Source organism: Peptoniphilus rhinitidis 1-13, from assembly GCF_000246925.1.
Classification (GTDB): Bacteria; Bacillota; Clostridia; order Tissierellales; family Peptoniphilaceae; genus Peptoniphilus_A; species Peptoniphilus_A lacydonensis.
The window spans coordinates 119,329-139,628 of the sequence record NZ_BAEW01000002.1 but is presented as its reverse complement, the minus strand read 5'-3'; the positions used below and the strand labels follow the sequence as shown (position 1 = coordinate 139,628).

The following is a 20,300-nucleotide window of genomic DNA, read 5'->3' as shown; positions in this document are numbered from 1 at the left end:
GGGTTAATTGTGAATAAATTAATAATTATAACAACGATTAGCTTGTTAGGTGTGGGAAATTTATATAATTCAGATGGAGCTGCATCTATTGGAATAATTGGAGGAACAGACGGCTCAACTGAGATTTACACCGAAAAGAAAGAAGACAATGACAAAAATGAAGGTATAGAAATAACCAGTGGAACAGACGGCTCAACTGAGATTTATACTGATAAAGAATAAAAATAAGCAATAAAAAAGAGGATTGTAAAAATTTATATTTAGAGAAAAACTGCTTGGTGAAAAGTTTTTATAAATTTTATAATTGTAGCTTTTTTGCTTCTTTGGTGAAAATAGTAGCCTTAGACGACTTATCTCGTTAAAGATTCTAAAGTGTTTATTGAAAAATAAAAATTAAGGTGGTACCGCGTCTTTCGTCCTTAGGGATGGAGGACGTTTTTTATTTTTAATTTTATAAAATTGTAAAAATGCAAAAAAAGATAAATAGTAGGAGGAAAAATGAAGGAATTAAACAAAACTTATGATCCAAAGGATTTTGAAGAAAAAATCTATGATTATTGGATGGAAAATAATTATTTTAGAGCAGAGGTTGATGAAAATAAAAAGCCTTACTCAATTGTAATGCCACCTCCAAATGTTACAGGAAACTTACACATGGGTCATGCTTTGAACAACACAATTCAAGATGTGCTAATAAGAACAAAGAGAATGCAAGGTTACTCTGCTCTTTGGATTCCAGGAACTGACCACGCATCTATATCAACTGAAGCAAAAGTCGTAGAGAAACTTAGAAATGAAGGAATTGCTAAGGAAGATATTGGAAGAGAAGAATTTTTAAATCGTGCATGGGCTTGGACTCACGAATACGGTGGAAATATTGTAAATCAACTTAAAAAACTTGGAATTTCTTGCGACTGGTCTAGACAAAGTTTTACCCTTGACGATAATTTGTCCAATGCAGTAGAAGAAGTATTTATAGAACTTTATGAAAAGGGACTTATTTATCGTGGCAATAGAATTATAAACTGGTGTCCATCTTGCGAAACGTCTATTTCTGATGCAGAAGTTGAGCACGTGGAAACAGATTCAAATATTTGGTATTTTAAATATCCTTTTGCAGATAGAGAAGGTGGAATTGAAATTGCAACTACAAGACCTGAAACAATCCCAGGAGATCTTGCTATTGCAGTAAATCCTAATGACGAAAGATACACTGATTTAATTGGTGAATATGTAATGATTCCTGTAATGGACAATAAAAAAATTCCAATTATTGCAGATGAATATGTCGAAATGGATTTTGGTTCTGGAGCAGTAAAAATTACTCCGTCACACGATCCTAATGACTTTGAAGTTGGTGCTCGCCATGACCTTGGTCAAAATATTATTATGGACGGCAAAGGATATTTGAATGAAAATGCAGGTGTTTATGCAGGTCTTGAAAGATATGAGGCTAGAAATAAAATTATAGAAGATTTTGAGAAGTTAGGTTACTACATTGGCAAAAAGCATCATCACAATGCTGTTGGTCACTGTGAAAGATGTAAGACTGTAATTGAACCACTTATATCAAAACAATGGTTTGTAAAAATGGAACCACTTGCGAAGCCGGCTCTTGAAGAATACAGGAAGGGAAATTTAAATATTGTTCCTGAAAGATTTGGAAAAATTTATGAAAATTGGCTAGAAAATATTCGTGATTGGAATATTTCAAGGCAACTTTGGTGGGGACACAGACTTCCAGTTTGGTACTCAGACTCTGATGATGAAATTGTAATTTCTAGAGTTGATCCATCAAATACAAAGGGACACGAAGAAAAAACTTATACTCAAGATGAAGACACTCTAGACACTTGGTTTTCATCTGCGCTTTGGCCTTTTTCAACAATGGGTTGGCCAGAAAAAACTCCTGAATATGAATATTTTTATCCAACAAATGTACTTGTAACGGGATACGATATTATCTTCTTTTGGGTAATTAGAATGGTATTTTCTGCACTTGAACAAACTGGTGAGCTTCCCTTTAAGGATGTACTTTTAAATGGACTTGTTAGAGATGATCAAGGTAGAAAGATGTCTAAGTCCCTTGGGAATGGAATTGATCCACTTGATATTATTGACGAATATGGTGCAGATGCTCTTAGATTTACTCTTGTAACTGGAAACACACCAGGCAATGACATGAGGTTTTATACAAAAAGAGTTGAAGCAAATAGAAACTTTGCCAATAAACTTTGGAATGCAACGAGATTTCTCATGATGAATATGTCTTGTGATATTAAAGATTCAAAGTTTGATTTAGAAAAACTTCATTACGAAGATAAGTGGATTATTTCAAAATTACAAAAAACTATAAAGTCAATTACAGAAAAAATTGAAAAATATGAAATTGGACTTGCAGCAGATGATATTTACGATTTTGTATGGTCTGATTTTTGCGACTGGTATATTGAAATTGTTAAACCAGTTTTATATTCTGATGAAGTAGAAGAAAAAAATAATACTGTAAAAGTTCTTCTATATGTTTTAGAAAATATTTTAAAACTTCTTCATCCATTTATGCCTTATATCACAGAAGAAATTTGGCAAGCACTTCCTAATAGAAGTGAAGCACTAATTGTTTCAAATTGGCCAGAATACAGAGAAGAATTTGTATTTGAAAAGGAAGAGCGTGCCACAGAATATATTGAAAATGCAATTCGTGAAATTAGAAATGCAAGAAGTGAAATGAATATTGAAAATTCAAAGAAATCGAATACAATTGTCTACACGAAGGATGCTGAAGTTAGGGGAATTTTTGAAGAAATGAAAAGTTTACTTTTAAACCTTGGATATTCAAATTCAGTTGAAATAACAGACGATGAAAGTAGAAAAAATTCAGAAAATATTGCAATTGTACTTGATAAGGCAGAAATTCAATTACCATTAAAAGAACTTGTTGACTTTGAGAAAGAACTTAAAAGACTACAAAAAGATAAAAAAGAGGCTGAAGCTGAACTAAAAAGGGCGAAGGGAAAACTTTCAAATGAAGGTTTTGTATCAAAAGCTCCAGCAAAATTAATTGAAGAAGAAAAAGAGAAAGTAACAAAATATGAAGAAATTTTAAAAACAGTAAAAGCACAAATTGAAAAGGTAGAAAAAAATCTATGACATATCAAGAAGTTGTAAAAGATATTGAAGGAAGAATTGGCAAATTTAAATCTAAAGGTAATGTTAGGATAAGAAAATTTTTAGAAAAAAATGGCTCTCCTCACAAAAATTTAAAGGTAATTCACGTTGCAGGCACAAATGGCAAGGGTTCAACAGTTAATTTTATAAAAGACATTTTAAAAGAAGATTACAAAGTTGGGTCTTTTGTATCACCGCATCTAATAACTTATTGTGACAGAATAAAAATCGGAGATGCTGAAATTTCTAGGGATGACTTTGCAGACATTGGAGAGTTTATAATAAATAGAGAGTCTGAAATAATAGAAGAATATGGAGCACTAAATTTATTTGAGTTCTTGACAATAATGGCAATAGTTTATTTTGAAAGAGAAAAAGTTGATTTAGCAATTCTGGAAGTTGGAATGGGAGGTCGTGCCGACTCAACAAATATTTTTACAAGTCGTGAGAAATTAATTTCAATAATCACATCAATTTCTATGGATCACATGGAATACCTGGGAAGTACTATTGAAGAAATTGCAAGTGCAAAAGCTGGTATAGTAACAGAAGGTGGACTTGTTGTAACTACAAATAAAGATAGGAAGATTCTTAGGATTATAAATAAAGAAGTAGAAGAAAAAAATGCAGAAATTTTTTATACAAAGAATCTTGAAAGTGAGATAATAAAGTCAAGTTTGTTTGGGATAGACTTTAAATTAAAATTAGATGATTGGGAAAGTTTTATTTTAACTCAAATTGGCGACTATCAAGTGGAAAATGCAATTGGAGCAATTTATGCACTTTATCTTTTAAATAAAAAGAAAATTTTAAAAATTTCTTTGGAAAAAATAAAATCTAGAATAGAAAAATCAACTTGGGCTGGCAGAATGGAAATTGTATCAAGAGATCCATTAATGATTTTAGATGGGGCACACAATTTTGACGGCATTAAAAAATTAGTCGAATCAATTGACAATTTTAAATTTAAAAAATTGCATCTTATTATGTCGATTTTGTCGGACAAAGAGCACAAGAAGATGCTTGAAGAAATTTCAAATTATACAGATGAAGTTGTCTTTGTGAATTTAGACTATAAAAGAGGAACAAATCCTGAAGAGTTAAAAAGAGAGGCTGCAGATTATGGGCTTCATGCAGAGGTTATGAATGTGGAAGATGCAATAAATTATTACAAAGAAAAATACCAAGATGGTGATTTAATTTTAGTGACGGGCTCACTTTATTTTGTAAGTGAAGCAAGATCAGTTATTTTAAATTATAAATACAGTATTTAGAAAATTTGTAAGAAATTCGGAATAAAGTTTTAAAAATGATTTTATATAATGATTGTGGTGATATTATGAAAAAAATTAGAACTGCAATCATTATTTTTTTATTAATTTTTCTTGCGAGAGGATATTTTAATAATAGAGAAAATATTTCAAGAGAAGTTACTTTAAAAGATAGTGAAAATTTTGTTAGAAGAGAAGACTTATCAGACAAAATAGAAATAATAAAAGAAAAAGCAAAGGATGATAAAAATTATGCTTATGTCTACGAAAATATAGATAAGCTCCCAGATCTTATGGTAAAGCTTGCAGCTAAAAGAGAAGAATCTCTTGGATTTATTATTGGATATTTAAAAGATGACAAAAGTATTGCAATGAAAAGTGAAGATTGTGGCGTGGATAATCCTGTAAAATTTTATCTTCAGTATGATCCTCGCTGGGGATATGTTAAATATGCTGGTGGAATAATTGGCACAAGAGGTTGTATGCCCACAACTCTTTCCATGACTTTAAGTGGATGCGGGATAGATAGAAGTCCAAAAGAAATTGCAGAGTTTGCAGAAAAAAGTGGTTATGTGGAAAGTGGAATGAGTTCGTGGAATCTTGTGGAGGATTATTTAAGTAAAGAAGGTATAAATGTTCATGGAATTATGAAAAGTGAGATAATTAGTGAACTTGAAAATGGAAATTATGTAATTTTATCCTTTGGTCCAGGTTATTTTACAGATAGTGGACACATAGCTTTGGCAAGTGGACTTGACGATGAGGGAAGAATTATTTTAAATGACCCAAATTCTATTTATAATTCAAAAAATAGATGGAGATATGATAGAATAAAAAAACAAATAAAAGCAGCTTGGGCTGTAAATAAAGATTTATAAGTAATTTATTAAAAATGATTTTTAAAAATTTTCAAAATAAAAAAGCCATGGAAAAACCATGACTTTTTTGTTTAAGCTAAATTATTTTGCTTCTTTAGCGTCTTTATCTTCTTTAACTTCGTCTTTTTTATCTTCTTTAACTTCTTTTTTGTCAGTTTTTTCTTCTACTTTAGCGTCAGCTTTAAGTCCAAGTTTTTCTTGAGCTTCTACAAGAGCCTTAAGAGCATTTTCAACTTGTTCTGGCTTAGCTTCTTTGTCATCTACAATTGATTTTGCAGCTGCAATTGCATTTTCGTAATTAGTTTGAACTTTTACATCAGCTTTTTTGTATTCGTCAGATTCACGAACTTCTTTTTCTTTTGCGATTTCAGATTTAAGAGATTCTTTTACTTCTTCTAATTTTGGAGCAACTTTTTCTTCTTTAGTATCTTTTTCAGAAGTTAATAAAACGGCATTAGCTTCTTTGTCAAAATCTACGCCAAAGTTAAGAGCTTCGCCAAGATCTCTTAATTTGTAGTAATTGCTATCATCAACTTTGTATGCTGTTGCAGTTAATTCTTTGTCGCCAACAAGAACTTTATCGTTTGTAACTGAACCTTTAGAATCAGCTTTAACTTCTTTTTGGTCAGATTCAGCAACTTTGTAATCAGCACCCTTAGTTAGAGTAACAACGTCATCTTTGTATTCAACGCCAAATTTAGCTTTAGTGTCTTTAAGAACAGCAGCTAAATCTCTTAATTTGAAGTAGTTGTATCCATCAATGTTATATCCGTAGATAACAACATCTTTTCCGTCAAGTTTAACTTTTTGAGTAGTAGCTTTAACATCTTTTACTTCAATTTTAACGTCTTTAGCTTCTTCTTTTTTGCCAAGTTTTTCGCAAGCTTCATTAAGAGCTTTTAGAGCATCATCAACTTGTTCTTTAGAAGCGTCTTTATCATCTACAATTGATTTTGCAGCAGCAACTGCATTTTCGTAATTAGATTGAACTTTATCTTCAGCTTTTTTATATGTTTCTGATTCACGAACTTCTTTTTCTTTTGCGATTTCAGATTTAAGAGCTTTTAAAGTTTCTTCAGAAGGCATTTCTTTTTTAGCTTCTTCTGATTTACTTAATTCTTCTTCACTTTTTTTAACTAATTGTTCTACTTTGCTAGGTTCTTTAACTTCCTTTTCTTCAGTAGCAGCAAGAACAGGACTTGCAGTAGAAAGTAGCATTACTCCTGCTAAAGATAAAGATGTAATTTTTTTATTCATTATTTATTCCCCCTAAAAAATATAAGTTACCTCCATTATACAGATTTTTAAAGAGAAATCAATTCTAATTGGAAAATTAATGAATTAATTTAGAATATTTAATATTTTTGTAATAATGATTAATTGTTTGAATAACAGTATATAAAACTACCACTTGCATCAACTGCTATGAGGCTAGATTTTGTATAAAAGTTGTAAGTTCCAGCTTCTGGTGTGACTTGTTGATTTGCGCCCAATTCTTTTTCCTTTAAAAATCTTTTCTTATCCCCAACTATGTCCATAAATTCACGAGCCACTTTCATTGATTCCTTTTCACTTAAATGTTTTTCCAAGAAAGGATACTTTTCGTTAGGGAAGTAGTCAAACTTATAAAATCTTAAATTATTATTTTTATCAAAAGAAAATCTCATAGACAAATTTTTCTTTTCATAATCCTTTAAGTATAATTCATAAACTTTTCCATCTTCCACTTCTTCAACCTTCATCACACCATCTTTTAGATATCCAGCAAGATCAGTTACCTTTCTTATCTTATTAATAGTTTGAAGATCCTTTGCATCCTTAATTAAATCTACATCACGAGTGGAGTCAATTTCATAACCATTGTCGATTGCACAGTAAAACTCTTTTTCATTCCATTCTAATTTTGCATCCATGGCATTGGCAAGAGCCCTTGCTGGCACATAAGTTGTATCATCCATGATGAAAGATGGAGAGTCAATTGTGAAGACCATATCGTCAATCCTGTACTCATTAGAATCAACATAAAAGACAATTTTCTTATCTTGATTTAAAATTTTAACCTTACGCTCATCAGCATTCCAATTGACATCAGCACCTAGATTTTCAGAAACTAGGCGAAGAGGAATGTGAATCCTATCATTTTTAACAACAAATTCCTTTTCAAAGACAATGTTATTTATAACAAGAGTCATCTTTTTCCCACCATTGGCATAAACGCTAGTAAATAAAAATAAAAAAGATAAAATAAATAAAAACTTCTTTTTCACGATATCACTCCTTTAATTCATTACACCATTAATAAAAGATTTAAAAATTACAAAAAGATTAAGAATTTAGGCAAAATAAAAAGTCCCCATGAGGGAACTTTTAAGATTTTATTATGAATTTGTTGCCGCAAGACTTACAAGTTACTCGTATTTTGCCTTTGCCTTTTGGCACTTTCATTTCAAACTTGCAATTTGGGCATTTTATGTATTTATAAACTTTTCTGTTTTGATATTTATTTTTTGATTTAAAAAATTTTTTTCTAAGTGGGTCTACTGCGTCTAGGTACTTTTTATTTTCAGCGTATCGTGCATTTACATCTTTTGAAAAGGCTCTGTAATAAAAGTAAATTAAAAGGATTATGGCAGTTGTAGCTAGCCAAGTTTTTTTAAGAAATATATTTATTCCACAACATATTATTACTAAAAACAATATAAATTTTCCAAGTTGGTCATTGCCATATCTTCCCATCATAAATTGTCTAAATTTTTCTTTTGTTTTCAAAAAATCAACTCTTTCTAACAAATGATCAAATAAAATTTTAAGTTCAAGATCATTATATTACATGGGGAATTACAATTCAATTAAATTAAAACCTAAAACAATTTTTGTTTGTAGTACTGCATTATATTTTATAAATATGTGATATTGTGATATGATAAATTTAGAATTTTATAGTATTTTATCTTATATTTGATATTTTAACTTGGGTTTGTAAAATTTTCATAAAAAACTTATAAAAAAGTATTGACAAAGAATAAAGATGTACGTATAATATATTTTGTTGTTAACACTTCATGCGGGAATGGCGGAATTGGCAGACGCGCTAGACTTAGGATCTAGTTCCATTGGAGTGGGGGTTCAAGTCCTCTTTCCCGCACCATTGTTAATCACTATCTGATGTTTTAATTAGATAGTGATTTTTTTTGCACTTTTTGCTTTTAAAAGTTCTATAAATGTTTACAATATTCTTACATTTTAAAGTTTCTGTCGAAAAAATTTTTCTTCGATGTATAATATATTGGGAGGAATTATGAAGAAGACTTTTAAAATATTCTTTACAATTTTAATTATTTTAATTATTTTTATATATGCAGCAGGACTTTATTTTTTTAAGGACAGGTTTATGCCAAGGACTTATGTAAATGGAAGAGATTTTGGACTTACAAAAATTTCTGAGTTTGAAAAAAATTACAATGATTTGTCCAAAAATTTTGTTTTAGAAGTAATTTCTAAGGACAAGGAGAATAATGAAAAAATCACTGCAAGTGAAATTAATTATGAAGATAATATTGGCAGTGGATTTGTGGATCAGACTCCTTTTTATTGGCCTGTCGCTTCTTTAGTTCCAAAAAATTATGAAATTGAACATGAGATGCACTATGATGATAATGCACTTTCAAATAGGATAAATGATTTAAAGGTTGTAAAAAATGAGAAGGTTCATTCTGCTGATGCCAAGGTCATTTATAATGGAAGGGATTTTGAAATCGAAGAAGAAGTTTATGGAGATTTTGTAAAGAGAAATGAACTCAGGAATTCTATTTTAAATCATTTTGCGGATAAGGATGACAAACTAAATTTAGAAGATGAAAATCTTTATATTGAACCTAAAATAACTTCTGATAGTGATTATATTAAAAATCTGCTAAATTCTTATAAAGAGGTTTATAAGAAAAAAATTATTTATGATTTTGATGACAGAAAGGAAGAAGTTACTGGACAAAATATTATTGCCATGTATTCTAAAACAGATGACGGGAATCTTGTTGTTGACGAAGAAAAAGTTGCAAAGTTTGTAGGGAATCTCTCATCTAAATATGATACTTTTAAAACTTCTAGAGTTTTTAACGCCACAGGAATTGGTAATGTAAAAGTGGATGGTGGGATATATGGTTGGCTCACTGACAGAGTAAAGACGAAAGAAGAATTGATTGCAGCTTTAGATAAAGATAGTGAGGTAATTTTAAAACCTGTTTATAGACAAGATGCCATTAGTAGAAGTGCAGATGATATTGGCAAAACTTATATTGAAGTTGACCTCGCTAGGCAAAAACTTTGGTATTACAATAATGGAGTTATGGAACTTGAAACAAATATTGTTTCAGGAAATCCTAACAGAGGAAATGGAACTCCAACAGGCACTGATAGAGTTTGGTCTCGTGAAAGAGATAGATATTTGACTGGAGAAACTTATAGGTCTAAGGTAAATTATTGGGTTCCAATTAATTGGTCGGGAATTGGGCTTCATGATGCTACATGGAGATCAAATTTTGGAGGAAATATTTATCTTTCAAATGGTTCTCATGGTTGTATAAATGTTCCGCCAAGTGTAATGGGGAATTTATACGGAAAAACTTTTAATGGGATGCCTGTCATTGTTTATGACTCTGCAACTCAAAAAATTTAAAAATATATAAAATTGATACAATTTATCATTGAAAATTTTTTAACAAATGTTATAATTAAATATAAGAAATAAATATTAATTTAAATCTTCAGGGAAGGGTTAAAGTCCCAACCGGCGGTAAAGTCCGCGAGCGAAAGCTGAATTGGTTAGATTCCAATACCGACAGTAAAGTCTGGATGAAAGAATGATTTAAACTTTCATACCCCGAAGGTTCGGGGTTTTTTTATGCCCCAACAGGAGGTAAAATGAATAAAGTAAATTCAAGTTCTATGATTAGAACAAAAGACATGACAAAAATTGGAATGCTATCTGTGATTGGTTTTGTGCTTATGTATTTTCAGTTGCCGCTTACTTTTGTGGCACCACCTTTTATGAAACTAGATATATCAGATCTTCCAGTTCTTATTGGCGCTTTTACTATGGGACCAGTTTTTGGAATTATAATAGCAGCATTAAAAAATATTTTGGCACTTGTTTTTAAGGGGACTATGACAGCGGGAATTGGAGAACTTTCAAATTTTATAATTTCTGCAACTTTTGCTTTTGTATCAAGCTTTCTTTATAAAAGACATAAAACTTATAAAGGGGCAATTTTTTCACTTACAATTGGAGTTCTTGCTATGACTACACTTGCAATGATTTCAAATTATTTTGTAGTGTTCCCACTTTATGCAAAGGTGATGCCAATGGATGCTATAATAGCAATGGGAAGTGCAATCACTTCAAAGATAACAGGGTTATTTTCTATGATGATTTACTCTGTTCTTCCTTTCAATTTAATAAAAGGATTTACAACATCTGCAGTTATGATGTTAGTTTATAAGAAAGTGAGTCCAATTTTTAAAAAATAATTTATTTTACAGGCTGTCTTGTGGCAGCTTGTTTTTTTACGACTATATAATATAATTTATTCAAAAGAAATTTATAAGAAAGAAGGAAGTAAAATGAAAATTTTGTGTGCAGGTCCAACATCAATTGATGAAGAAGTTATGGAACTTATGGGAAAGTCCCTCACGAATCCAGATATTGATCCAGAATACGAAAAGATACATAGAAGAGTAGAAAAGAAAATTTCAAAGCTCTTAAATACAGATGCTACATCTTTTTTAATGCTTGGTGAAGGGATTATTGGTCTTGAAGCTGCAATTTGCAATTTGGTAGAAAAAGGTGACAGAGTTCTTGTCTTAAATAATGGGGTCTTTGGGGCAGGTTTTGCAGATTATGTAAAATTTTATGGTGGTGAAGCTGTTATCTACGAAGATGATTTTAGACGAGGATTTAATATAGAAAAATTAAAAAGATTTTTGGAAAAAGATCATGATTTTAAAGTTGCAACAATGGTTCACTGTGAAACTCCTTCTGGAATAACTAATGATGTTAAAAGCATTTGCAATTTGTTAGATAAATATGGAATTTTATCTGTTGTGGACACAGTTTCTGGAATGGGTGGAGAAGAATTTGATTTTGATGATTTTAAAGTCGACATAGCACTTGGCGGAAGTCAAAAATGTATATCTGCACCGACAGGTATTACTCTTATTACAATTTCAGATAATGCTAAAAGAGTAGTTGAAAATAGAAAGACACCTGTGCCAAGTTATTATATGAATTTTTTAAACTATTATAATTATTCAGATGGTTTTGCCTTTCCTTATACAATGAATGAAAATTTAACTTATGCTTTGGACCTTGCTCTCGACAAACTATTTGAAAAAAATAGTATCGCACTTCATAAAAAATATGCGGAAGTTACAAGAGAAATTTTTACTCATGCAGGTTTTGAACTATATGCAAAAGATTCATGGTCAAATACTTTGACAGCTGTTCTTGTGCCAGAAGGCTTCGTTGCAGAAGATATTTTAGCATCACTTAGAAATAAGGGAATTTTAATTTCAAAGGGTGCAGGAGATATTTTTGAAAAAGTTTTTAGAATAGGTCATATGGGAAATAATATTTCCTATGAAAATTTTTTGGAACTTTATGAAAAGTTAGATGAAGTTTTTGACGAACTTGGAATAGAGAGAAAAATTTCTTTAAAAGATGAATTTAAAAAAATAATGGATAGATAAAAAAATTTTAATAAAACCTTTTGCTATATTATTTTGGCAAGAGGTTTTTTACTTTTAAAGATTTTGTTTTCCTAGAAGTAATTAGATTTATGAATTTTTTAAAATATAAGTATAGTAAAAATTTTAAATTTACTCTTGCATTTTGACGATGAAGAGAATATAATAATTATTGTATTAAGGAATTGACACAACAATACAAAGGAGTTTAGTATGGAATTTGATAATAATAGACCTATTTATATACAACTTCTAGAAGATTTCAAGTTAAAGATTTCAAGTGGGGATTGGAAGAGCGGAGAAAAAATGGACACAGTGAGAAATTTGGCAAAAATTTATGGAGTAAATCCCAACACTGTTCAAAGAGCTTTGCAAGAGTTGGAGCGAGAGGGACTTGCAAAATCTAATAGAACCACTGGTAGATTTATAACAGATGATGAAGAATTAATTGAAAAGATAGCTAAGGGAGCTTTTTATAAATCTTGTGATAATTTAATTAGCGTCGCAGAAGAATTAAATCTCACGAAAGAAAAATCAATGACACTTTTAGATGAATATTGGAGGGAAGTATGAGTAAGTTAGAAATAAAAAATTTAAACATGGGATATAAAAATAAAGTCCTAGATGATTTAAATTTAGAACTTGACAAGGGACAAATTGTTGGACTTGTTGGACCAAATGGTGCTGGAAAGTCAACTTTGCTTAGAATTTTAGCAGGACTTGAACAAACTTATAAGGGAGAAGTTCTTGTAGATGGAAAAGAGTTGGATTATAAAATGGCAGACATTATTTCATATCAGCCAGATAAATTTGCATTAAGCGACAAGCTTGCTGTTAAAGAAGTTGTAAATATCTACAAATTATTTTTTAAAGATTTTGATGAAGAAAAATTTTACAAAATTTTTAATGAATTTAAATTACCTGAAAAAGCAAAGGTAAAAGAAATGAGTAAAGGTATGAGAGAAAAGATGCAAATTGCACTTAGCCTTTCAAGAAATGCAGATATATATTTATTGGATGAACCAATCTCTGGAGTTGATCCTTCTGCAAGAAAAAAGATTATAGATATTATTTTAAATAATTTTCAAGAAGATTCTCTCATAATTTTATCAACTCATCTTATAAATCAAATTGAACCACTACTTGACAGAGTTTTATTTTTATCAGATGGAAAAATTTCCATAAATAAAACTGTTGACGAAATAAGAAGTGAAGAAAATAAGAGTATTGAAGATTACTTTACGGAGGTATTTTAATGGGAAAATTACTTGGACATCAAATAAAAAGACATTTTAAATCTAACTGGTTTATTCTTATATTGCCAATAATATTTGGAGTTACAGGTTTAGCTTTTAATACAATAAATATTAATTGGGGAGGTACAATTTTTGGACTTTGCATTACTTCTGTGATTTTTGGTTATATTGCAGCTGCAATAACTGTTGTAGTAGGAGATTACAATATGTTTTTTGGAGATAGTGCTCTTTTTTATGAATCCATACCAGTTAGCCCGTGGGCAAAAACTTTTTCAAGAGTTTTATATTATTTTATAATGTTTTTAATTTATTCAATATACATGGGACTATTATTTTTTGTACTTGCATCTATTGCTTTAGATTCAAGTCCATCTAATTTCCAAGGCTTTAATTGGAATAGTTTTATAGAAGAATTAAATAAAGTTGGATTAAAAAATATTCTTATTGCACTTTCTTGGGGAATTATAATTTTGATTAGATCAATATTAAAAATAATTTTCGCTATAAATTATGGCAGTGTTAAAAAAATGGGTAGATTCGGTTCTGGAGGCTCAGTTTTAGTTTATATAGCACTATCCATAGGAGAAGGCATAATTCTTCATCTGCTAGATAAGTCTAATGTAATGACAAATATTCAGTTGTATTTAGGCAATGGAGGTGTGTTTATAAAGATGGGATATGCATCTTTAATTCTAATAGCAATTGAGGCAGCTTTATTTATATATGGAACATACTATTCACACAAAAATAAAATTTCAGTAAGTTAAAAATTTAAAATTAATTTTTTAGAGCTTGTCATGAGATAAGCTCTTTTTCCATCATATATAGTGAACTTAAAATAATAATAAGTTGACAAAACTATTTTTTGATGGTACTTTATTTAAAGTAAATATTTACAATAATAATTATGGAGGAAATATTTGAAAAATTCAAAAGTAAGAGATTTAGTTTTGTGCTCTTTATTTGTTGCACTGGTTATTGTGGGAACTTTTATAAGAATACCAATTCCAGTTTTGCCTTTCACATTGCAACTTTTATTTACAATGCTTGCAGGACTTTTATTGGGACCAAAACTAGGTGCTACTTCTGTAATAATTTACATAATTTTGGGACTTATTGGTATTCCTGTATTTACAGAGGGAGGTGGCATAGGATACATTTTTAAACCGACTTTTGGATACATTGTTGGGTTTGCAGTTGGTGCTTATGCGACAGGAAAAATTGCAAATAAAGAAAAAAATCCAAGTATGAGAAGACTTCTCATAGCAAACTTTATAGGACTTTTTATAGTTTATGCTTTTGGCATGATTTATTATTATATAATCAGCAAATTTTATTTGGCGTCGCCAATTGGAGTAAAGGCAATTATTCTATATTGTTTTGTGCTTGCAGTGCCAGGAGATATTTTTCTTTGCTTTTTGGGAGCAATGCTTGGGAAAAGGCTTATTCCAATGATAAATAGAGGATTTAATTAAAACAAAGGAGAAAAAATTGAGCAAAAAGATTTTTGTAACAGGAACAGAAACTGAAATAGGAAAGACTTATGTAGCAGGTCTTATGGTAAAAAAATTAGCTGAAGCGAATCTAAAATCAGCTTATTATAAAGCGGCTATGAGTGGAAATGAAAGGGACGAGAAGGGAGCACTTATTCCAGGAGATGCGAAGTTTGTAAAAGATTTTGCTAATATAGAAGAACCATTAGAAAAAATGTGCCCATATATTTACGAGAGAGCAGTATCTCCTCATTTAGCATCGCAAATAGAAGGTAATCCCGTTGATTTAAGTGTAGTTATAGAAAAGTTTGAAGAACTTGAAAAAGAATATGAATACATAACTTTGGAAGGATCTGGTGGAATTTTATGTCCCCTTCGCTTTGATAAGGAAAAAATATTCTTAGAAGATTTTATAAAAAAAGCTAATCTTTCTTGCGTGATAGTAGCAGATGCAGGACTTGGAACTATAAATGATGTTGTACTCACAACTTTTTATATGAAAGAAAATGATATAGATTTAAAGGGAATAATTTTCAACAATTTTATTCCAGGAGATTTAATGCAAGAAGATAATATAAAAATGTGCAAATATATGACAGGATCAAAAGTTATCGCATGTGTAAAAGAGGGAGATAAAAATCTTGACATTGATGTAGAAGATTTAAAGAAAATTTATGAATAGGAGTTATTATGATTTGGTATCCTTATGAACAATTGAAAACAATGAAAGAGCCTTATAAAGTAGTTGATGCTAAGGGAGTTTATCTCTACACAGAAGACAATAAAATGATAGATTCAGTTTCATCTTGGTGGAGCAATATTTATGGTTATAAAAATGAAAAATTAAATGATGCAATTATAAATCAAGTAAATAAATTTTCTCATGTGATGCTTGGTGGAATTACTCACGAGCCTGTAGAAAGACTTTCTAATAAACTAAAAGAATTTTTGCCGGGAGATTTGGATTATCCATTTTTTTCAGATTCGGGTTCAGTTGCAGTTGAAGTTGCTCTTAAAATGGCACTTCAATTTTATATGAATAAGGGCGAAAAAGACAGAACAATGATCCTTGCACTTAATCACGCTTATCATGGAGATACTTTTAAAACTATGGAAGTAGGAGATGACGAAGACTATCATTTTGTTTTAAAGGCCTATGGAAAAAGCAAATATGTAGTTCACATTCCAACAGAAATTGATGCATTAGAAGATGCTTTTGAAAAATATGGAGATAAATTAAATTCATTTATAGTTGAACCACTTCTTCAAGGAGCTGGTGGTATGAGAATGTATGATATTTCTTTCTTAGAAAGAGCAAGAGAACTTTGTGATGAGTACAATGTACTTTTAATTTTTGACGAAGTTGCAACAGGTTTCGGAAGAACTGGAAATAGATTTGTAGCAGATTTAGTTTTACCAGATATAATTTGTTTAGGAAAGGCACTAACTGGTGGATATATTGGTCATGCCGCCACAATTGCAAATAAAAAAGTTTTTGACGCTTTTTATGATGATGATCCAACTCATGCACTGATGCATGGACCAACTTTTATGGCAAATCCTATTGCTTGTTCAGTAGCTCTTCGTGGAATAGAAATTTTTGAAGAAGAAAATTTTATGGAAAAGATAAAGAGAATAGAAGCAATAGAAAGAGAAGAAATGGATGGGTTCACACATCCTAAAATAGAAGATGTAAGAGTAATGGGTGGATGTGTATGCATTGAAGTAAAAGATGAAAAAGATATCTGCGGCTTTCAAGAATTTGCTTATGAAAGAGGAGTTTTTGCAAGACCTTTTATAAAATATATTTATTCAATGGTTCCTTATGTAATAAGTGAAGATGAGCTTAGAAAAGTTATGAGAACTATGAAAGAATGGTTTGAAAAATAATTTTATATTTTATTAATCTTTAAATCCCTTTGATTTGTAAAAACAAGGGGTTTATTTTATTGTAGTATGTCAGAAACTAAAAATAATTAAAACAGGTATAATATAATTGAAAGTATAATGCTGGGGTTAAATACTGAAAACAGTAAAAATTTCAATTTTTTTAATGGATGGAGAAGTTATAGGAAGAATAAAGTGTACTTTATTAAATTGGACAGGTATTGCTTATAAAATTCCAAGACCATATCGTTATAGATGTTAGTATAGAAAAGATTAAAAGCAAAGTGAAGTATGATTTTTATTTTCATCAAGTCCTTACTTGTTTAGTTATATATGCTTTTTGTATATGGCATTTTCTTTGTATTAAAGGTTTAATTTTTCTCTTTATAGCTTATACAAGTAAAAAAGTTTTTCCTTAAGACTTTTTAAGTCGGACTAATTTAAAAGATTTGCACATATAAAATAAAAAATCTGTTAGAGATTTACTCCCCAACAGATTTTTTTAAGTCAAGCTGCATTTTCTTTTAAATATTTTATAATGTCTAGTGATTCATAAAGAGGTTTGTCACCTACAAATAGGCACGGAACTTGTTTTTTTCCTCCATTTTCAACTAAATATTTTTCAGCTTCTTTGTCTTCATCAATATTTTTTATTTCTACGCCATGAATTTTATTTTCATCAATGAAAGATTCTACTTTTTTACAAAATGGACAAGTTGTTCTAACGTACAATGTTAATTTTTCCATAATATCCCTCCACAATTATTTTACCCAATTGAGAATAAAGAAAACAAGGCGAGTGTTTAAAAGACCTTTATTTTTTGGTATAATAACATAGATTCGAGGTGATATTTTGGGATTTTTTGACAGTATAGATGGAAATGTAAATGATATAATGGGAAATTTAAATTATCTAAAGAAAAAGATTGTAAAAGAATCTGCTGAGATAAAGAAAACAGCAAAAATTAAATATGAAATTTTAAATGAAGAGAGATATTTAAGTGAGCTTTTTGAGAAACTGGGACGTCATGAGTATAAACTTATAAAGGGAGAAATTTCCAATTTAAATGTCGAAAGTGCTTTGGAAGAAATTGAAAGGCACAAGGCAAGAATCTCTTCTTTGAAAATGGGCCTCGATTTAAGTGAAAATTTAAATAATATTGATTTTGTAAATGAAAAGAAAGATGAAAAAGATTTTAGTGGACTCTATGTCGATAAAAGTGAATCAGAAGAGAGTGATGGGTCTATTATTTTTATAAAAGAAGATGAAGATGAAGGTAAATAAAGAATTTGTTGATATAGATGGAATAAAAACTGCATATATAAAAAGAGATGGCGGCAAAAAAATTGTTGTAATCTTACATGGATGGGGAGCATATATTGAATCAATTATGCCAATTTTTAATTCTGTGCCAGAAGATTATACAGTCTATGCTTATGATGCACCAGGCTTTGGAGATAGCGATGATCCAAGTTTTGTGATGGGGACCTATGATTATTATGAATTTCTTTTGAAATTTTTAGAAAAGTTTAGTATAAAAAAAGCTACTTTTATAGGTCATTCTTTTGGAGGGAAAACTCTTACCATTTTAGGTGCAAGAAACAAAGAAATTGTAGATAAACTTGTTATGATTGATGCCTCTGGTGTTCTTCCAAAGAGAAAACTTTCTTACTATGGGAAAGTTTATTCTTTTAAGGCGGCAAAGAAGTTATATATGATTACACATGGAAATAGTGAAGAATCACTTGAAAAGTTTTACAAAAAACATGGCTCTGATGATTATCAATCTGCAAATGGAATTATGAGAAAGTGTTTTGTAAAAGTTGTAAATGAGTCCACAAGGGAAGAATTTAAAAACATTGATGCAGAAACTCTTCTTATTTGGGGCGATAAAGACGAGGCAACTCCATTCTATATGGCAGAGATTTTTGAAAAGGAGATAAAGAATTCTGGACTTGTCATTTTAAAAGATGCGGGGCACTATTCGTATATAGACAAGTTTAGTCAATTTAATGCAGTTTTAAATTCATTTTTAGATTAGGAGAATTAGATGAAAAGTTTGTTGAAAGATTTACCAATTTATATAATAGATTTTGTAATAATTTGTTTTGCACTTTATTGTTCCTATAAAAGAAGCAATTATCCAATTCACATGCTCCAACTTGAGGGGTATGACAATGATGAATACAAGACGTTTTTAAAAAATAATAAAAATAAAGTAAATAAATTAGTTTATAAATTAGATAAGGAGCAGAAAACTCCCCTTGTCTGGACTGATAGGGCAAAAAGACTTTTAAAGAAACATAAAATTGTAAATATTATTTGCTTCGTGGTTGCGATAATAATTTCATTTATAATGCTTAATGTTATAGATTCTCATATATTTTCAGTTTTGGTAACTATTGGACTATCTTTTCTAGTTTATTTTTACCAATATAAAGTTTTAATTTTATCAAATAAGTGGGCAAAGCCAACAGAAGATAGAATAAATATGGGATTTTTCAATCAAGCACAAGATAAAATAAGAAATTATAAGGAGAATTATGGTTTAAAAGTTCTTGGGATTACAGGATCTTTTGGGAAAACATCTGTAAAGTTTATTACAGATACAATTTTGTCAGAGGGATTAAAAGTAAAAAATACTCCATCTTCTTTTAATACACCTATGGGACTTTCAAAAGTTATAAATAATGAACTTGAAAGCGATAGAGAAGTTTTTATTGCAGAACTTGGAGCAAAAATTCCAGGAGAGATTCACGAAGTTGCGAGTCTTGTACAACCAGATATTGGTATAATAACTGCTATTGGGCCAACTCATATGCACCTTTTTAAGACAATTGACAATATAATGAAGACTAAGTACGAATTAATTGAAGATCTTCCAATGGATGGAGTTGCAATTTTTAATTACGACAATGATTATGTAAAAATTTTGGCAGATAAAACTGAAAAGAAGACTTTGAGATACGGAACAAAGGACATTGAAAAGCTTGATGTCTATGCAGATGAGATAAAAGTTGACGAAAATGGTTCGGAATTTATGCTACACATAAGAGGTGAAGGAGAAATAAAGTGCAAGACAAAACTTCTTGGAGTGCATAATATTTCAAATCTACTTGCATCAGCCACTGCGGCGAGTGTTTTGGGACTTAGTTTAGAACAAATTCAAAGTGGGATTGCAAAAGTTGAGCCAGTGGAGCATAGACTTAGTCTTATACCATCAAAAAGCAATACAATTGTAATTGATGATGCCTTTAATTCAAATCCAGTTGGATTTAGAGCAGCTCTTGATGTTTTAAAAGAGTTTAAAGGGCACAGAAAAATAATAATTACACCTGGAATGGTCGAACTTGGCGATATGGAAGAAGATGAAAATAGAAAAATTGGTGAAGTTATCTCAGATGTTGTTGATTTTGTAATTTTAGTTGGCAAAAAGAGAACTGTTCCAATTTACGAAGGGCTAAAAAATAAAGATTTTAACGAAGATAATGTATATAGAGTTTCTTCTCTTGCTGAGGCGACAGAAGTTCTCGCAAAAATTTCTATGCCAGGAGATGTTGTTTTATTTGAAAATGATCTTCCTGACAATTACAATGAGGAGTGAA

Annotated in this window: 20 protein-coding genes, 1 tRNA gene, 1 riboswitch and 1 other annotated feature; of the genes, 17 read left to right on the top strand and 4 right to left on the bottom strand. The window is 30.1% G+C overall.

Features of this window, described 5'->3' with window-relative positions; all coding sequences use genetic code 11:
• Positions 1-9: 9 nt before the first annotated feature.
• The 4 genes from RH95_RS09475 to RH95_RS02135 all read left to right on the top strand — a co-directional run bounded on the left by RH95_RS09475 (position 10) and on the right by RH95_RS02135 (position 5,317).
• Positions 10-222 (top strand): sodium ion-translocating decarboxylase subunit beta, encoded by a 213-nt coding sequence (locus RH95_RS09475; protein ID WP_141567118.1) that lies wholly within the window; start codon positions 10-12, stop codon positions 220-222.
• Positions 223-424, top strand: a binding site (T-box leader). It abuts the gene before it with no gap.
• A gap of 74 nt (positions 425-498) precedes the next feature.
• On the top strand, positions 499-3,150 hold the full coding sequence (locus RH95_RS02145) for a valine--tRNA ligase (protein WP_010242763.1): 2,652 nt from the start codon (positions 499-501) through the stop codon (positions 3,148-3,150).
• Positions 3,147-4,442 (top strand): bifunctional folylpolyglutamate synthase/dihydrofolate synthase, encoded by a 1,296-nt coding sequence (locus RH95_RS02140; protein ID WP_010242762.1) that lies wholly within the window; start codon positions 3,147-3,149, stop codon positions 4,440-4,442. Before RH95_RS02145 ends, RH95_RS02140 begins: the two co-directional genes overlap by 4 nt.
• Before the next feature lie 65 nt (positions 4,443-4,507).
• Positions 4,508-5,317 carry a C39 family peptidase gene (locus RH95_RS02135; protein ID WP_010242760.1) on the top strand — a complete coding sequence of 270 codons (810 nt, stop codon included), beginning with the start codon at positions 4,508-4,510 and terminating at the stop codon, positions 5,315-5,317.
• A gap of 81 nt (positions 5,318-5,398) precedes the next feature.
• Here RH95_RS02135 and RH95_RS02130 read toward each other — a convergent pair whose 3' ends face one another.
• The 3 genes from RH95_RS02130 to RH95_RS02120 form a co-directional block, all read right to left on the bottom strand.
• Positions 5,399-6,574, bottom strand: coding sequence for an FIVAR domain-containing protein (locus tag RH95_RS02130; RefSeq protein WP_010242758.1), 1,176 nt, complete (start codon positions 6,572-6,574; stop codon positions 5,399-5,401).
• A 119-nt stretch (positions 6,575-6,693) separates the two neighbouring features.
• The gene (locus tag RH95_RS02125) at positions 6,694-7,584 is read right to left on the bottom strand and encodes a copper amine oxidase N-terminal domain-containing protein (protein WP_010242756.1); all 891 of its coding nucleotides are present in this window, start codon (positions 7,582-7,584) and stop codon (positions 6,694-6,696) included.
• Between the two features lie 100 nt (positions 7,585-7,684).
• Positions 7,685-8,086, bottom strand: coding sequence for a hypothetical protein (locus tag RH95_RS02120; protein WP_010242754.1), 402 nt, complete (start codon positions 8,084-8,086; stop codon positions 7,685-7,687).
• Between the two features lie 295 nt (positions 8,087-8,381).
• On the opposite strand from RH95_RS02120, the gene RH95_RS02115 reads away from it, so the two are divergent.
• The 10 genes from RH95_RS02115 to bioA all read left to right on the top strand — a co-directional run bounded on the left by RH95_RS02115 (position 8,382) and on the right by bioA (position 16,697).
• A tRNA-Leu gene (locus tag RH95_RS02115) sits at positions 8,382-8,465 on the top strand.
• Between the two features lie 150 nt (positions 8,466-8,615).
• Positions 8,616-9,992: a L,D-transpeptidase family protein gene (locus RH95_RS02110; RefSeq protein WP_010242752.1), complete on the top strand. Its 1,377-nt coding sequence runs from the start codon at positions 8,616-8,618 to the stop codon at positions 9,990-9,992.
• Positions 9,993-10,072: 80 nt separating this feature from the next.
• Positions 10,073-10,185: riboswitch (FMN riboswitch) on the top strand.
• Between the two features lie 52 nt (positions 10,186-10,237).
• On the top strand, positions 10,238-10,843 hold the full coding sequence (locus RH95_RS02105; protein ID WP_010242750.1) for an ECF transporter S component: 606 nt from the start codon (positions 10,238-10,240) through the stop codon (positions 10,841-10,843).
• Between the two features lie 93 nt (positions 10,844-10,936).
• Complete coding sequence (locus RH95_RS02100) at positions 10,937-12,061, top strand: pyridoxal-phosphate-dependent aminotransferase family protein (RefSeq protein ID WP_010242748.1); 1,125 nt, start codon at positions 10,937-10,939, stop codon at positions 12,059-12,061.
• Positions 12,062-12,271: 210 nt separating this feature from the next.
• Positions 12,272-12,631, top strand: a complete 360-nt coding sequence (locus RH95_RS02095) for a GntR family transcriptional regulator (protein ID WP_010242746.1) — start codon at positions 12,272-12,274, stop codon at positions 12,629-12,631.
• Positions 12,628-13,314 carry an ABC transporter ATP-binding protein gene (locus RH95_RS02090; RefSeq protein ID WP_010242744.1) on the top strand — a complete coding sequence of 229 codons (687 nt, stop codon included), beginning with the start codon at positions 12,628-12,630 and terminating at the stop codon, positions 13,312-13,314. Before RH95_RS02095 ends, RH95_RS02090 begins: the two co-directional genes overlap by 4 nt.
• Positions 13,314-14,081 (top strand): hypothetical protein, encoded by a 768-nt coding sequence (locus tag RH95_RS02085; RefSeq protein ID WP_010242742.1) that lies wholly within the window; start codon positions 13,314-13,316, stop codon positions 14,079-14,081. Before RH95_RS02090 ends, RH95_RS02085 begins: the two co-directional genes overlap by 1 nt.
• 153 nt (positions 14,082-14,234) lie before the next feature.
• A complete protein-coding gene (locus RH95_RS02080; RefSeq protein ID WP_010242740.1) occupies positions 14,235-14,789 on the top strand; it encodes a biotin transporter BioY in 555 nt (184 codons plus the stop codon).
• Positions 14,790-14,805: 16 nt separating this feature from the next.
• The gene (gene bioD / locus RH95_RS02075; RefSeq protein WP_010242738.1) at positions 14,806-15,489 is read left to right on the top strand and encodes a dethiobiotin synthase; all 684 of its coding nucleotides are present in this window, start codon (positions 14,806-14,808) and stop codon (positions 15,487-15,489) included.
• A gap of 8 nt (positions 15,490-15,497) precedes the next feature.
• Positions 15,498-16,697 (top strand): adenosylmethionine--8-amino-7-oxononanoate transaminase, encoded by a 1,200-nt coding sequence (gene bioA, locus RH95_RS02070; RefSeq protein WP_010242736.1) that lies wholly within the window; start codon positions 15,498-15,500, stop codon positions 16,695-16,697.
• A 504-nt stretch (positions 16,698-17,201) separates the two neighbouring features.
• Here bioA and RH95_RS02065 read toward each other — a convergent pair.
• Positions 17,202-17,441 (bottom strand): glutaredoxin family protein, encoded by a 240-nt coding sequence (locus tag RH95_RS02065; protein WP_010242734.1) that lies wholly within the window; start codon positions 17,439-17,441, stop codon positions 17,202-17,204.
• A gap of 106 nt (positions 17,442-17,547) precedes the next feature.
• On the opposite strand from RH95_RS02065, the gene RH95_RS02060 reads away from it, so the two are divergent.
• The 3 genes from RH95_RS02060 to RH95_RS02050 are packed head-to-tail and all read left to right on the top strand — an operon-like array spanning position 17,548 to position 20,299.
• On the top strand, positions 17,548-17,979 hold the full coding sequence (locus RH95_RS02060; RefSeq protein WP_010242732.1) for a hypothetical protein: 432 nt from the start codon (positions 17,548-17,550) through the stop codon (positions 17,977-17,979).
• Complete coding sequence (locus RH95_RS02055) at positions 17,966-18,736, top strand: alpha/beta fold hydrolase (protein WP_010242730.1); 771 nt, start codon at positions 17,966-17,968, stop codon at positions 18,734-18,736. The genes RH95_RS02060 and RH95_RS02055 overlap by 14 nt, the downstream gene beginning before the upstream one ends.
• A 9-nt stretch (positions 18,737-18,745) precedes the next feature.
• Entirely contained in the window at positions 18,746-20,299 is a 1,554-nt protein-coding gene (locus tag RH95_RS02050; protein WP_010242728.1) for a UDP-N-acetylmuramoyl-tripeptide--D-alanyl-D-alanine ligase, read from the top strand.
• Position 20,300: the final 1 nt, after the last annotated feature.

Coding starts and splice junctions, on each gene's coding strand:
- RH95_RS02145 (WP_010242763.1), top strand. CDS start 499: ATGAAGGAATTAAACAAAACTTATGATCCAAAGGATTTTGAAGAAAAA.
- RH95_RS02140 (WP_010242762.1), top strand. CDS start 3,147: ATGACATATCAAGAAGTTGTAAAAGATATTGAAGGAAGAATTGGCAAA.
- RH95_RS02135 (WP_010242760.1), top strand. CDS start 4,508: ATGAAAAAAATTAGAACTGCAATCATTATTTTTTTATTAATTTTTCTT.
- RH95_RS02130 (WP_010242758.1), bottom strand. CDS start 6,574: ATGAATAAAAAAATTACATCTTTATCTTTAGCAGGAGTAATGCTACTT.
- RH95_RS02110 (WP_010242752.1), top strand. CDS start 8,616: ATGAAGAAGACTTTTAAAATATTCTTTACAATTTTAATTATTTTAATT.
- RH95_RS02105 (WP_010242750.1), top strand. CDS start 10,238: ATGAATAAAGTAAATTCAAGTTCTATGATTAGAACAAAAGACATGACA.
- RH95_RS02100 (WP_010242748.1), top strand. CDS start 10,937: ATGAAAATTTTGTGTGCAGGTCCAACATCAATTGATGAAGAAGTTATG.
- RH95_RS02095 (WP_010242746.1), top strand. CDS start 12,272: ATGGAATTTGATAATAATAGACCTATTTATATACAACTTCTAGAAGAT.
- RH95_RS02090 (WP_010242744.1), top strand. CDS start 12,628: ATGAGTAAGTTAGAAATAAAAAATTTAAACATGGGATATAAAAATAAA.
- RH95_RS02085 (WP_010242742.1), top strand. CDS start 13,314: ATGGGAAAATTACTTGGACATCAAATAAAAAGACATTTTAAATCTAAC.
- bioA (WP_010242736.1), top strand. CDS start 15,498: ATGATTTGGTATCCTTATGAACAATTGAAAACAATGAAAGAGCCTTAT.
- RH95_RS02065 (WP_010242734.1), bottom strand. CDS start 17,441: ATGGAAAAATTAACATTGTACGTTAGAACAACTTGTCCATTTTGTAAA.
- RH95_RS02055 (WP_010242730.1), top strand. CDS start 17,966: ATGAAGGTAAATAAAGAATTTGTTGATATAGATGGAATAAAAACTGCA.
- RH95_RS02050 (WP_010242728.1), top strand. CDS start 18,746: ATGAAAAGTTTGTTGAAAGATTTACCAATTTATATAATAGATTTTGTA.